Annotated in this window: 10 protein-coding genes; 7 read left to right on the forward strand and 3 right to left on the reverse strand. The window is 71.8% G+C overall.

The window, feature by feature from the left end:
* The 4 genes from IEZ19_RS22800 to IEZ19_RS22815 all read left to right on the forward strand — a co-directional run.
* The coding region (locus IEZ19_RS22800) for an alpha-glucosidase C-terminal domain-containing protein (RefSeq protein ID WP_189313131.1) at window positions 1-229 on the forward strand (229 nt) is incomplete at its 5' end.
* A 31-nt stretch (window positions 230-260) separates the two neighbouring features.
* Complete coding sequence (locus IEZ19_RS22805; RefSeq protein WP_189313132.1) at window positions 261-1,622, forward strand: maltokinase N-terminal cap-like domain-containing protein; 1,362 nt, start codon at window positions 261-263, stop codon at window positions 1,620-1,622.
* Window positions 1,623-1,626: 4 nt separating this feature from the next.
* Window positions 1,627-3,849 carry a 1,4-alpha-glucan branching enzyme gene (gene glgB / locus IEZ19_RS22810; protein WP_189313133.1) on the forward strand — a complete coding sequence of 741 codons (2,223 nt, stop codon included), beginning with the start codon at window positions 1,627-1,629 and terminating at the stop codon, window positions 3,847-3,849.
* 104 nt (window positions 3,850-3,953) lie between these two features.
* Entirely contained in the window at window positions 3,954-5,858 is a 1,905-nt protein-coding gene (locus IEZ19_RS22815; protein ID WP_189313134.1) for an AMP-dependent synthetase/ligase, read from the forward strand.
* A gap of 7 nt (window positions 5,859-5,865) precedes the next feature.
* On the opposite strand, the gene IEZ19_RS22820 is transcribed toward IEZ19_RS22815, so the two are convergent.
* Window positions 5,866-6,687, reverse strand: coding sequence for a methyltransferase domain-containing protein (locus tag IEZ19_RS22820; protein WP_189313135.1), 822 nt, complete (start codon window positions 6,685-6,687; stop codon window positions 5,866-5,868).
* A gap of 319 nt (window positions 6,688-7,006) precedes the next feature.
* Between IEZ19_RS22820 and IEZ19_RS22825 the strand changes: the two genes are divergently transcribed.
* The 3 genes from IEZ19_RS22825 to IEZ19_RS22835 all read left to right on the forward strand — a co-directional run bounded on the left by IEZ19_RS22825 (window position 7,007) and on the right by IEZ19_RS22835 (window position 11,485).
* On the forward strand, window positions 7,007-8,386 hold the full coding sequence (locus IEZ19_RS22825) for an NAD(P)/FAD-dependent oxidoreductase (RefSeq protein WP_189313136.1): 1,380 nt from the start codon (window positions 7,007-7,009) through the stop codon (window positions 8,384-8,386).
* A gap of 111 nt (window positions 8,387-8,497) precedes the next feature.
* The gene (locus IEZ19_RS22830; protein WP_229840644.1) at window positions 8,498-10,771 is read left to right on the forward strand and encodes an FUSC family protein; all 2,274 of its coding nucleotides are present in this window, start codon (window positions 8,498-8,500) and stop codon (window positions 10,769-10,771) included.
* A gap of 258 nt (window positions 10,772-11,029) precedes the next feature.
* Entirely contained in the window at window positions 11,030-11,485 is a 456-nt protein-coding gene (locus IEZ19_RS22835; protein ID WP_189313137.1) for a cyclic nucleotide-binding domain-containing protein, read from the forward strand.
* Between the two features lie 90 nt (window positions 11,486-11,575).
* On the opposite strand, the gene IEZ19_RS22840 is transcribed toward IEZ19_RS22835, so the two are convergent.
* Together IEZ19_RS22840 and IEZ19_RS22845 are read right to left on the reverse strand one after the other, a co-directional pair.
* Complete coding sequence (locus tag IEZ19_RS22840) at window positions 11,576-12,877, reverse strand: MFS transporter (protein WP_189313138.1); 1,302 nt, start codon at window positions 12,875-12,877, stop codon at window positions 11,576-11,578.
* Between the two features lie 91 nt (window positions 12,878-12,968).
* Window positions 12,969-13,583, reverse strand: a complete 615-nt coding sequence (locus IEZ19_RS22845; protein ID WP_189313139.1) for a LysE/ArgO family amino acid transporter — start codon at window positions 13,581-13,583, stop codon at window positions 12,969-12,971.
* Between the last annotated feature and the right edge of the window lie 25 nt (window positions 13,584-13,608).

Genomic DNA, 13,608 nt, shown 5'->3' on the forward strand with positions numbered 1-13,608 from the left:
GCGCGAGTACCAGGACGACCTGGTGCTGTGCGTCCACAACTTCTCCCGGTTCGCACAGCCCACCGAACTGGACCTGCGGGAGTACGACGGGCGGCATCCCGTCGAACTGATCGGCGGGGTGCGCTTCCCCGCCATCGGTGAACTGCCCTACCTCCTGACCCTCGCGGGCCACGGCTTCTACTGGTTCCGGCTCTCCCGAGTCGCATCCCGCATCGGACGCCGCCGCTGACCGCCCGGCACCGAGGAAAGGACGCGTCACCATGTCGAAAGCCGTTTCGCACAGACCGGGAAGCACGACCGGCTCCGGCCGGCCCCTGGCCTCGCTGGCCGGGCTGCTGCGCGACTGGCTGCCGAGGCAGCGCTGGTTCGCGGGCAAGGACCGGCCCGTCACCGACCTCTCCGTGCTCTCCCTGACCGAGCTGTTCCCCGGTTGTCTGCATCTGCTGGTCCACACCGGCGGTGGCGTCCCCGCTCCCGGCGGCACTCCCCCGGCCGGCGACTGCTACCAGTTGCTGCTCAGCGTGCGCAAACAGCTCGCGCCGCGCCTGGACCGGGCGTTCATCGGCCGGGCCGAGGAGGGTTCGCTGGCCGGACTCGCCGTGTACGACGCCCTGTACGACCCGCGCGCTGCCCAGCTGCTCCTGGAGCGGCTGCGCCGGCCCGGCACGGCCGGCCCGCTGCGGTTCGAGTCCGACGCGGCCGCACGGGTGCCCGGCGGTCTCGCGCCGCGGCTGCTCGACGCGGAGCAGTCCAACTCCTCGCTGGTGTACGGCGACGCGTACATCCTCAAGGTCTTCCGACGCATCCAGCCCGGCGTCAACCCGGACCTCGAGGTGCCGGGGGCGCTGGCCGCACAAGGCTGTGCGCGGGTGCCCGCGCCGGTGGCCTGGTTCCGCACGGAGGAGCCGTGGCCCGCGACGCTCGGGGTGCTCCAGCCGTTCCTGCCCGACGCCGCCGACGGCTGGACGCTGGCCCTGCGCGCGCTCGTCGCGGGCGACGACTTCACCACCGAGGCACACGAGTTGGGGCGGGCCGTGGCCGAGGTGCACCTCGCGCTGGCCACAGCCTTCCCGCCCGGCGTGCACGGCGAGACCAGCCGTACGGTGGCGGCGATGACCGCGCGCCTCGACGCCGCGGCACGCTGCGTGCCCGCCCTGGCGCCGTTCGTGCCGGGGCTGCGCACCGCGTTCGCCGCGCTCGCCACCTGCGACGCCGGGCCGCCCGCCCAGCGCATCCACGGTGACGTGCACCTCGGGCAGGTGCTGCGGGCAGGCGAGGACTGGTTCGTCATCGACTTCGAGGGCGAGCCGTCGCGCCCCCTCAGTGAGCGGTGCAGCGCGCAGTCCCCGGTGCGGGACATCGCCGGCATGCTGCGGTCGTTCGACTACGCGGCCCGGCAGCGCCGCCCCTGGCGCCCGGATTGGGCCCGTCTGTGCCGGGAGGCCTTCTGCGCGGGGTACGCCGCACGGGCGGGCTGGGACCCGCGTACGAAACACGCGCTGCTGCGCGCCCATGAGACGGACCGGGCGGTGTACGAGGTGCTGTACGAAGCCAGGCACCGCCCGGACTGGCTGCCCGTTCCGATGGCCGCGATCGAGCGGCTCGCCGTCAGGGGAGGATGACTTCATGGCACTGCGCGACACCTCGCTCCCGGAGCCGTCAGGACCGCTGCCGCGCTCGGCCGTCCCCCTGGACCGCGCCGACCGTGAGCGTCTGCTGTCCGGCACGCATCACGATCCGCACGCCCTGCTGGGCGCCCACGCGGTGGCGGGCGGGACCCTGTTCCGGGCGCTGCGCCCGTTCGCCCGTTCGGTGAGCGTGCTGGCCGACGGGATGCGCAGCAGGCTGGTCTCGGAGGGCGGCGGCCTCTTCTCGGCCGTCCTGCCGTACGACGCGATCCCCGCGTACGCACTGCTGGTGGAGTACGACGACGGGGCGGGCGAGCACGAGGTGCACGACCCGTACCGCTTCCTGCCCGCCCTCGGCGAACTGGACCTGCATCTGATCCGTGAAGGCCGGCACGAGCAGCTGTGGAAGGCGCTGGGCGCCGAGCCGATGACGCACCAGGACGTCACCGGCACCCGCTTCACCGTGTGGGCGCCGAACGCCCAAGGAGTGCGGGTCGCCGGGGACTTCACCTGCTGGGACGGCACGCAGTACCCCATGCGCTCGCTGGGCGCGTCCGGAGTGTGGGAGCTGTTCCTGCCGGGGATCGGCGAGGGCGCCCGGTACAAATTCGAGATCACGTCACGGTACGGCGGCCGGTTCCTGAAGGCCGACCCGATGGCGCGCCGGACGGAGGTCCCGCCCGACACGGCGTCCGTCGTGACGGCCTCGCACCACGAGTGGGGCGACGCGGAGTGGCTGGCGCACCGCGCGGACACGCCCGTGCACGAGGCGCCGTTCTCGGTGTACGAGATCCATCTCCCCTCCTGGCGACCGGGACTGACCTACCGTCAACTGGCCGAGGAACTCCCGCCCTACGTCAGGGACATGGGTTTCACGCACGTCGAGCTGATGCCGGTCGCCCAGCATCCCTTCAGTGGCTCCTGGGGTTACCAGGTCACGTCGTACTACGCGCCGATGGCCCGCCTCGGTACCCCCGACGACTTCAAGTACCTCGTCGACGCCCTGCACCGGGCCGGTATCGGCGTGATCATGGACTGGGTCCCGGCCCACTTCCCCAAGGACGACTGGGCGTTGGCGCGCTTCGACGGGGATCCGCTGTACGAGCCCGGGGACTCACGGCGGGCCGAGCATCCGGACTGGGGGACGTACGAGTTCGACTTCGGGCGGACCGAGGTGCGCAACTTCCTCGTGGCGAACGCCGTGTACTGGTGCGAGGAGTTCCACATCGACGGCCTGCGCGTCGACGCGGTCGCCTCGATGCTCTACCTCGACTACTCGCGTGACTCCGGCCAGTGGACCCCGAACGTGTTCGGCGGGCGGGAGGACCTGGACGCGGTCGCCTTCCTCCAGGAGATGAACGCCACCGTCTACCGGCGGGCACCGGGCGTGGTGACCATCGCCGAGGAGTCGACCGCCTGGGACGGCGTGACCCGGCCCACGGACAGCGGCGGCCTGGGGTTCGGCCTGAAGTGGAACATGGGCTGGATGCACGACTCTCTGGAGTACGTCAAGCACGAGCCCGTGCACCGCAAGTACCACCACAACGAGATGACCTTCTCGATGGTGTACGCGTACAGCGAGAACTACGTCCTGCCCATCTCGCACGACGAGGTCGTCCACGGCAAGCAGGCGCTCGTCTCCAAGATGCCCGGCGACTGGTGGCAGCGGCGCGCGAACCACCGTGCCTACCTGGGCTTCATGTGGGCGCACCCGGGCAAGCAGCTCCTGTTCATGGGCCAGGAGTTCGCCCAGGGCGCGGAGTGGTCGGAGGCACACGGTCCCGAGTGGTGGCTCCTCGACTCCGGGTACTGCGCCGAGGCCGATCACCGGGGCGTGCGCGACCTGGTCCGCGACCTCAACTCCGTGTATCTGGATTGCCCGGCCCTGTGGCAGCGGGACACCGATCCGACCGGCTTCCAGTGGGTGATCGGTGACGCGGCCGAGGACAACGTGTTCGCCTTCCTGCGTTTCGACGCCGAGGCGAACCCGCTGCTCGCGGTCTGCAACTTCTCCCCCGTCGTCCGCCACGACTACGGGCTCGCCGTCCCGAAGGGCGCGACCGTGTGGCGGGAGGTGCTCAACACCGACAGCGCGCGGTACGGAGGCAGCGACGTGACCAACTCCGGGCCGATCCCGGCCGAGGAGGGAAGCGTCCGGCTCACGCTCCCGCCCCTGGCCACCGTGTGGCTGACGCCGCAGTCCCCCACCGGCCAGGAGTAGTTCGGGGTTCGCGACACCAACCGCGCTCATCTGGGCTAGATTCTGCACCGTCGACAACGGTACCGATCGGCAGGGTCACCCTCCGCACATCCCGGGAGCAGCGCATGCGCGACTTCGCCCTCGCTCCAGCCATCGCCCCGGCCCTGACCTGCGGGCTCGCCGACAGCGTCTTCGACACGGCGGCCCGCAATCCGACCCTGCCCGTGCTTGCACGCCGTCTCGAGGGTGTCTCCTCCGCCTGGGAGGAGGTGACGGCCGTGGAACTGCGGGACGAAGTGACCGACGTGGCCAAGGGGCTGGTCGCCTCGGGCATCTCGCCGGGCCATCGGGTCGCCGTGATGTCGCGCACGCGGTACGAGTGGACGGTGCTCTGCTACGCGCTGTGGACCGTGGGCGCCGAGGTCGTCCCGATCCATCCGGCGTCGGCGCGCGAACAGGTGGCGTCCATCCTGCGGGACGCCGGGTGCGTGGCCGTCCTGGTGGAGGACGAGCAGGGCGTGATGACGGTGGGCACCGTGTGCGCGAGCCTGCCCCGGCTGCGGCACGTGTGGCAGCTGGACGCCGGTGCGCTGAACCAGCTCACGGAACGGGGCCGGTTCATCCCGGTCACCACGGTCGACTCGCTGCGCCGTATCGTCCTGCCGGACTCGACCGCGGCCGTCGCCTACACCTCCGGCACGTCGGGCCGCCCGCTCGGCTGCGCGCTGAGCCATCGCGGCCTGGCATTCGCCTGCGACACGCTGCTCGCCGGCTGGGGGCACACGGCGGCACCACCCGGTGAACAGCCGGCCGTGCTGGTCTTCCTGCCGTTCTCCCATGTCTACGGGCTCATGATCCAGACGGTGTGCCTGCGCGGCGGACTGCTGATGGGCCACGAACCGGAGATGACCACGGCGGCGCTGGCGTCGGCGCTGCTCACGTTCCGGCCGACGTATCTCTACGGCGTCCCCTCCGTCTTCGAGAAGCTGTACAAGACGTTCCTGCGCACGGCCCAGCAGGCGGGCCGGGGTGCGCTGTTCGAGCGGGCGGCGCAGACCGCGCGGGACTTCGCCCTGGCCGAGGAGCGGCGCCGGCTCGGCACGGGGCCGGGGGCCGGGTTCGACCTGCGGCTGCAGCACGCGCTGTACGAGCGGACGGTGTACCGCAGACTGCGGGCCACGCTGGGCGGGCGCGTGGTGCGGGCGACGTCCGGCGGCTCGGCGCTCGACCCAGAACTCTCGTACTTCTACGAGGGCATCGGCCTGTACCTGCACGACGGCTACGGGCTGACGGAGACCGGCGGCGGGGTCACCATGCAGCCGCTCGGCCGGGAGAAGGCCGGGACGGTGGGCCAGGCGCTGCCAGGCATCGAGATCCAGGTGGCCGGCGACGGGGAGATCCTGGTGCGCGGTCCGTCGGTGTTCCAGGGGTACGTCAACGACGAGTCCGCGACGCGGGCCGCGCTGCACGGGGGCTGGCTGGCCACCGGGGACATCGGGCGGCTGGACTCCGAGGGGTATCTGTCGATCACGGGCCGCAAGAAGGACGTCATCATCACGAGCACCGGAAAAACGGTGGCGCCGGCGCCGCTGGAGCAGCGGCTGCGGATGCATCCGCTCGTCCACCAGGCGGTGGTCATCGGTGACGACCGGCCCTGTGTGGGGGCACTGATCACGCTGGATCCGGATTTCCTCGCGCACTGGCGCGGCAGGCTGGGGCTGCCGCGGGACGTGCCCGGGCGGGAGGCGCGGGAGGAGAACGCGCTGCGGGACGAGATCGCGCGGGCGGTCGCCGCCGCCAACAGCGTCGTGTCGCGCGCCGAGTCCATCCGCGTCTGGCGGGTCCTGCCGGAGCCCTTCGACCCGGCCAACGGTCTGCTGACGCCGTCGATGAAGCTGCGCCGGGACGCCATAGTGCGGCACTACGCCGGCGAGATCGACGCGATGTACGAGGCCAGGACCCGCGTCCCGCGGAGACTGCCCGTGACGGAACCCGCCGACTGGGACGACTCGGACAGCGTGTTCCGCTGAGGCCCGGTCAACGGGGTCGGTGGGCGATCACCCCGAACATCGTCACCGACATGTGCAGGCCGCCTCGTTCGGCCGCCTCGGCCAGGTTCGCGTACGCGGTGTCGCGCTGGGACTCGGTGAGCAGGCCTCGGCGTACCGCCGACTCGCCGAGCAGGCGGATGATCGGCCAGGCGACCGAGCGGTGGTCCTGGAGCAGCGCCTGGGAACCGCGGTCGTCGACGACCAGCCCGGCCGCGCTGGCCTGTCCGACGAGCCGTCGGCCCGAGTAGGGGTTCGCGGCGCCGGCGAGCGCGCCGGAGGTGAGCGCCCGGGTGATCACCGGGTCACCGGGGTGCAGGATCGTGGTCGCCCAGTCGGTGTCGAGCAGCGCGATACGGCCGCCGAGACGCAGCACCCGGACCATCTCGGCGACCGCCCGCTCCGGCTCCGTGAGGTGCTGGAGGACGCGTTCGCACCACACGACGTCCACCGAGCCGTCGGGCAGCGGCAGGGCGAGGGCGTCGCCGTCGGTGAACAGCGCCCGGCCGCCCGCGGCACGCTCCTCGGCGACGGTGCGCAGCGCGGGGTTGGGTTCGACGCCCAGGGCGGAGCCCTCCGGTCCGACGGCGTCGGCCAGGACCCGGGTCTGCGATCCGGTCCCGGAGCCGACGTCGGGCGCCCGCTCGCCGGCGCGGAGACCGAGCGCCTGGTGGGCCCGGTCGCGCAGCCGCCGTACACCGGGATTGGCGTCCTGGACGTCGAGGGCGCCCACCAGCCGTGCCGTGGTGCCGGGGTCGTCGGTGTCGATGTTGCGCGTCTGGAAGGCCGAACCGTGTCGTGCCTCCGCCATGGCCCGCACTCTACGGCCCGGACGGCGTTCGGGGGGCCGACTCCGGGCGACCCGGTCGCTCCGGTCCGCCGGGACCGCCGCGCATCCGACGGCGGCGGCCCTCGAAACCGCCGCGGGCCCGGGAGTACCGGACATATCCGGACGGCACGCGGGTCACTCCGGACCATGTGGGGGCATGCTGGTGCCCTGGCGTACGTCTGCCTGCCGCGCCCCGCTGGCGGAACGGCCCGGCGCACGGTGGGATCGGTGTGGTGCGAAGCGCAGCGTTCCGGGGCACGCGGACGGCGTCGAGTCGGACCGCCTGGAGCCGCAGAAAGGGATGAGCACCGTGACACGACCCAGGATCCTGGTGGTTGGCGCAGGCTTCGCCGGTGTGGGCTGCGTCCGCCGCCTCGAGCGGAAACTCGCCCCTGAAGAGGCCGACGTCACGCTGGTGACTCCGTCCGCCTACCAGCTCTATCTCCCCCTGCTGCCCCAGGTCGCCGCCGGAGTGCTGACCCCGCAGTCGATCGCCGTCTCGCTGCGCCGCAGCAAGCGGTACCGCACCCGGATCATCCCTGGCGGCGCGATCGGCGTGGACCTGCGGTCCAAGGTCTGTGTCATCCAGACGATCACCGACAAGGTCGTCGACGAGCCGTACGACTACATCGTGCTGGCGCCGGGCAGCGTGACCCGCACCTTCGACATCCCCGGGCTCACCGAGCACGCCTACGGGATGAAGACCCTCGCCGAGGCCGCCTATGTGCGCGACCACGTCATCTCGCAGCTCGACCTGGCCGACGCCAGCGACGACCCGGCGGAGAAGGCCTCGCGGCTGCAGTTCGTGGTGGTCGGCGGCGGGTACGCCGGCACCGAGACCGCGGCCTGTCTGCAACGGCTGACGCACGCCGCCGTACAGCGCTACCCGCGAATCGACCCGGCTCTGATCAAGTGGCATCTGATCGACATCGCGCCGAAGCTGATGCCCGAGCTCGGCGACAAGCTCGGGCGCAGCGCCCAGGAGATCCTGCGCCGGCGCGGGATCGACATCTCGCTCGGTGTGTCGATCGACAAGGCGGGACCCGAGGAGGTCACGTTCACCGACGGCCGGGTGGTGCCCACCCGCACGCTGATCTGGACGGCCGGCGTGGTCGCCAGCCCGCTGATCGCCACCCTGGACACCGAGACCGTGCGGGGACGGCTCGCGGTGACCCCGGAGATGGTCGTGCCCGGCCAGGACGGGGTGTTCGCGCTCGGTGACGCGGCCGCCGTCCCGGACATCGCCAAGGGCGAAGGCGCCATCTGCCCGCCCACCGCCCAGCACGCCACTCGCCAGGGCAAGTCCGTCGCCGACAACGTCATCGCGACTATGCGGCGCGAGCCGCTGCGGCCGTACAGGCACAAGGACCTGGGCCTCGTCGTCGACCTCGGCGGCAAGGACGCCGTGTCCAAGCCGCTCGGCGTCGAGCTGCGCGGTCTGCTCGCCCAGGCCGTGGCCCGCGGCTACCACTGGTCGGCGCTGCGCACCAATGTCGCCAAGACCCGCGTCCTGACCAACTGGCTGCTGAACGCGGTCGCGGGCGACGATTTCGTGCGCACCGGCTTCCAGGCGCGCAAACCAGCGAAACTCAGGGATTTCGAGTTCACCAACGCGTATCTGACACCGGAGCAGGTGCGGGCGCACGTCGCGTCGCACGGCACCGACGGCCTGCCGGACTGACCGGCTGACGCGAGCCGCCCCGGTCGCCGGCAGCCACGGGGTCTGCGGCCGGCGGTCCCGTGCCATGCTGGGTCAAAGATCACGATGTGACACAGGAGAGAGCGCGGCGGCGTGAGGCGAGCAGGACGGTCGGTACGGGCGGAGCTGTGGGACCGGGTCTCGGCGTCCGACCCTGGGCTGCTCCGGCTGTCGGCGGGGCTGCGCACCGTGACCTCGATCGCGCTCGCCCTGTTCGTGATGGCCCTGATGCGGGCCGATGTGACGCATCTGGTCGCCGGGGCCATGGCGGCGATGGTCTCCACGTTCGCGATCCGGGAGAAGCAGCGGGACCGGCAGGCGGTCACGCTGGCGCTGGGCCTGCCGGTCGCGCTGGCGTCGGTGTCCCTCGGCGCGCTGCTGAACGCGCGGGTCGTGGCCGGTGACCTGTTCTTCGTCGTGCTCATCTTCTGCGCCGTGTACGGCCGCCGGTTCGGCGAACGCGGCACGGCGCTGGGGCTGATCGGCTTCCAGGTCTACTTCCTGTCCCTGTTCGTGCGGGCGACCACGTCGGCGTTGCCCGGCCTGTACGGCGCGATCGTCGTGGCGTTCGTGTGCAGCGCGCTGGCCCGCTTCGTCCTCGTGACGCAGACGCCCGCGGGCACCCTCGACCGGCTGCGCCGCGCGTTCCGGGCCCGACTCGCCCAACTGATCGCGGCACAGATCGAGTTGCTCGACGCCGACCCGGACGACATGGACAAGGTCCTTGAGCTGGTGCGGGTCAGGACCGCCCGGCTGCACGAGACCGCGCTGATGATCCAGGGCCGGCTGGAGGACGGCACCTCGGACGAGGCGGTGGCACGGCTGGTGCAGCGGCGCATCGCGGACGCGGAGATCGCCGCCGAGCGCCTCGGGCTGATGCTGCTGACCGCGCGCAGCGCCAAGCGCGCGGACACGCTGACCATGCATCTGCCGGGGGCGCCCGTCCCCTCCGGTGGCGAAGTGCGGGTGCGCGACGAGGAGACGGCCGCGCTGCGCCGGGACCTGGAGGCGCTGCGGCTGCTCGTGCTGCAGCCGGTCACCGAGAGCCACGGGACAGGGACGGCGGAGCTGCGCAACCGGCTGCTCGGCTACCGCGAGGAGGAGAACCTGCCGCCAGGCTCGGGCGCCGTGCAGGACGTCTTCCGCGGGCTCGGCGAGGCGGCGCGCGCGGTGCTGGGGCTGCGGATCGCCCTCGACGGGCCGCAGGACGAGTCGGACGACACGCCCGCGACGACCCGCTCGCGCGAGGAACTGGACGCGGAGGACGCCGCGATCGGCGGCGACGAGAGCGCGGACCAGGAGGAGGAGAAGCCCACGGGCCTGCGGCGCCCCACGACGCGCGCGGCCGTGCAGGTGGCCGTCGGGTCGGCGCTGGCCATCGTCGGCGGCGAACTGCTGTCCAGCCATCGCTGGTACTGGGCGGTGCTGACCTGCTGGATCGTGTTCATCAACACCGCGTCGACCGGCGAGATCCTGGTCAAGGGCTATCGGCGGCTGCTGGGCACGGTCCTCGGAGTCGTGGCCGGAATCGGGCTCGCGGGGCTGGTGGGCCATCACACATGGACGGCGTTCGCGCTGGTCCTGCTGTTCATCTTCGCGATGTTCTACACCGCGCCGCTGTCCTACACGCTCATGTCGTTCTTCGTCACCGCGATGCTGGGCCTGCTCTACACGCTGCTCAGCACCTACAGCCTGTCCGTGCTGGTGCTTCGGGTGGAGGAGACGGCGCTCGGGGCGGCCTGCGGTGTCATCGCGGCGGTGCTGGTCCTGCCGGTGGACACGAACCGCCGTACCAACGAACTCCTGGGGGCCGTCCTCGACCGGCTGGGCGAGGTGACACGGGCCGCGGCCGACCAGTTGAGCGGCGCGCCGCCGGTGGATCTGCTCGAGAAGGCGCGCGAGCTGGACCAGGCGCTGGCCGACCTGCGGGCCTCCACACAGCCGCTGACACATCCGATCACCCCGATGCGGGCCCGGCGGGACACGGCCCGCTATGTCGTGGCGCTGCTGGAGACCTGTGCGTATCACGCGCGTTCGCTGGCGGCCACGGCCGAACTCCTGCCCTCGAAGCCGTCGATCGCGGCGGATCCGCGGCTGAGCGGGGTCGGCAGCCGCATCGTGCACAACATCGAGGCGATCCGTGAGCACGTGGCCGACCCGCAGGCCGCGGCAGAGCTGGTGACCGGGCCGAGTATCGCCTCCCTGCTGCAACCTGGCACCCTGGCCACCCCGCGCTACGGCCATGTGACCGACCGGGTGCTACGGCATCTGCAGCGGCTGGACGAAGCGGTGATGGGACTGGCCCGGCCGCTGGGGGTGCCGGTCCCCCGGCGCACGAGGGAGAGCGGAGTGAAACAGGTCACGTGACCGGCTCGCGAGTACGCGAAACCATTCGAAATGGTTTACCGTTCATCCATACGTGGTCATGGAGTGGACCGTGCATGTCCTCCTGCGCCACCGTTGACTGCCCTGGCTGGTTTCCCCCGTCCAGCCAGGGCTCTTTCATGTCTGCGAACAGATCTTCCGCGAATTGTTCACCCGCCCGAGGTGCCCGGGGCGGCGGCAGCGGCTGAAATGGGCGTAGGGAAAACACCGGAATCCCCCGCCGGCAAGGAGCCCTGCGCCATGACCAAAGCGATAAAACTGCTGACCGCCCTTCCGCAAGCGCAGCGCGAGCGTCTGATGGAGCTGGCGCACGAGGTCTCCTTCCCGGAGGACGCCCGCATCTTCGAGGCGGGCGGCACCGCCGACCGCTTCTGGGTGATCCGGTCGGGCGCGGTCAATCTCGACCAGCAGGTCACACCCCAGCAGCGGGTGACGGTGGCCAGCCTGGGCGCCGGCGACCTGCTCGGCTGGTCGTGGCTCTTCCCGCCGTACACCTGGGACTTCGGCGCGGTGGCCTTCAGCCAGGTGCGCGCCTACGAGTTCGACGCCTCGGCGGTTCTCGCCCTGTGCGTGGAGGATCCGCTGCTGGGGCTGTCGCTGGTGCGCAGCGTCGCCGAGATCCTCGCACACCGCCTGGAGACGACCCGCGGCCGGCTGATGGAGCAGTACACGCTCCACCGACGCAGCCTCCTCTAGTGCTGTGGCCGGGAAGGTCTGGCGTCGCGAGCCGGTGAAACCTTTCCGGTCACAGCACCAGCGCCCCGGATCCGGCACCGGACCGGTTCGTCAGATCCGGTAGCGGCGCAGGGCCGGGACCGTGGCGGCCAGGGCCAGCATGACCGCGACGACGAGGAGGCCGCCGCCCGCGACCGCGGCGCGCGGGCCGAAGATCGAGCCCGCCGTGCCGTGCAGGACGTCGGCCAGGCGCGGGCCGCCCGCGACGACGACGGTGAACACGCCCTGCAGCCGGCCGCGCATCTCGTCGGTGGCCGCGGACAGCAGGATCGCCCCGCGGAAGACCATGGAGACCATGTCGGCGATGCCCGCGGCGGCGAGGAAGCCCAGGGCGACCCAGAGGTTGCGGCTGAGTCCGAAGGCGGCGACGGCCAGGCCCCAGCCGACCACCGCCCAGATGACCATCCAGCCGTGCCGCCGGGCCCGCGAGAACGTCCCGGAGAACAGGCCGCCGATCACCGCACCGACGGGAATGCCCGCGAACAGCACGCCGAGCGCGAGCCCTTCGCCGTAGGAGGCGTACGTCTCGGCGGCCAGCTGCGGGAACAGGGCGCGGGGCATGCCGAGGACCATGGCGATGATGTCGGCGACGAAGGAGAGCAGCAGCACCTTGTGCAGAGAGATGTAGCGGAAGCCGGCCGCGATCTCCCGCCATCCGGCGCGACGGCTGACCTGCTCGCCGAGCGGCGGCAGCGCGGGCAGGCGGAACACGGCCCACACGGTGACGCACAGGGCCAGCGCGTCGATGAGATACAGCGCGGGCAGGCCGATGACCGGGATCAGCACTCCGGCGAGGAGCGGTCCGGCCACCAGTCCGGTCTGCATGACGGTCGAGCCGAGGGCGTTGGCGGCGGGCAGTTCCTCCGTGGGGACCAGGCGGGCGATGGAGGCGTTGCGGGCCGGGGAGTTGAGGCCGAAGAACGCCTGCTGCAGCGCGAGCAGGACCATCAGGACCACGACCGATTCGAGCCCGCTGACGGCCTGGACCCAGAACAGCAGGGAGGTCACGGCGATGCCGATGTTGGTGACCAGGAGCAGCTTGCGGCGGTCCACGGTGTCGGCGACGGCTCCGCCCCACAGCGCGAACACGACCATGGGCACGAGTCCGGCGAGGCTCGCGTAGCCCACCCAGGCCGAGGAGTGCGTGATGTCGTAGATCTGCTTGGGCACGGCGACGGCGGTGAGCTGGCTGCCGACCGCGGTGACGATGGTCGAGGACCACAGCCGGCGGAAGGCGGGGCGGCGCAGGGGGCGCGTGTCCATCGCCCAGCGGCGCCAGCCGCGCCGCGGCGGCGAAGGCGCGAGGGCGGGGGTGGCGCTGTGGGGTTCGGTGCTGCTCTCGCTGGTGTCCACGGGGTCCTGGTCGCCGTTCCTGGTTGGCTGCTACATCCTTCGATCCGGGTTCACTATCCCAGCAACTCCTGTGGCAGCTGAAACGGTTGTCTCAGGATCCGGCTATGAGCGCGACGCCGAGCCCGATCATGGTCGTGGCGACCAGTCCGTCCAGGACGCGCCAGGCGGTCGGCCTCGCCAGGAAGCGGCTGAGCAGGCGGGCGCCGAAGCCGAGAGCCGCGAACCAGCACAGGCTCGCGAGGGCGGCACCGAGGCCGAACGTCCAACGCAGCGGTCCGCGGTCGGCGGCGAGGGATCCGAGCAGGAACACGGTGTCCAGATAGACGTGCGGATTGAGCCAGGTCATCGCCAGGCAGGTGAGCACCGCGCGCCGGCGCGAGCCCGTCGCCTCGCCCTCGGTCCGGAGGCCGGTGCCGGGCTTCAGGACCCGGCGGGCGGCGAGGACGCCGTAGCAGAGCAGAAAGGCGCCGCCGATCAGACCGACCGCCCTCAGCGCGCCCGGCCACGCCACCACGACCGCGCCCACGCCGCCGACGCCCAGGGAGATGAGCAGTGCATCGGACAGCGCGCAGATGCCGACGACGGTGAGGACCGCGTCACGGCGGATCCCTTGGCGCAGGACGAAGGCGTTCTGGGCGCCGATGGCGACGATGAGCGAGAGGCCGGTGCCGAATCCTGCGGCTGCGGCGGTCAGGGCGTTGGACATGTCCTCGACGCTAGGCGGGGAATCA

Origin of the sequence: Streptomyces brasiliensis, assembly GCF_014647875.1 — a bacterium.
Lineage (GTDB): Bacteria > Actinomycetota > Actinomycetes > Streptomycetales > Streptomycetaceae > Streptomyces > Streptomyces brasiliensis.

Coding starts and splice junctions, on each gene's coding strand:
- IEZ19_RS22805 (WP_189313132.1), top strand. CDS start 261: ATGTCGAAAGCCGTTTCGCACAGACCGGGAAGCACGACCGGCTCCGGC.
- glgB (WP_189313133.1), top strand. CDS start 1,627: ATGGCACTGCGCGACACCTCGCTCCCGGAGCCGTCAGGACCGCTGCCG.
- IEZ19_RS22815 (WP_189313134.1), top strand. CDS start 3,954: ATGCGCGACTTCGCCCTCGCTCCAGCCATCGCCCCGGCCCTGACCTGC.
- IEZ19_RS22820 (WP_189313135.1), bottom strand. CDS start 6,687: ATGGCGGAGGCACGACACGGTTCGGCCTTCCAGACGCGCAACATCGAC.
- IEZ19_RS22825 (WP_189313136.1), top strand. CDS start 7,007: ATGAGCACCGTGACACGACCCAGGATCCTGGTGGTTGGCGCAGGCTTC.
- IEZ19_RS22835 (WP_189313137.1), top strand. CDS start 11,030: ATGACCAAAGCGATAAAACTGCTGACCGCCCTTCCGCAAGCGCAGCGC.
- IEZ19_RS22845 (WP_189313139.1), bottom strand. CDS start 13,583: ATGTCCAACGCCCTGACCGCCGCAGCCGCAGGATTCGGCACCGGCCTC.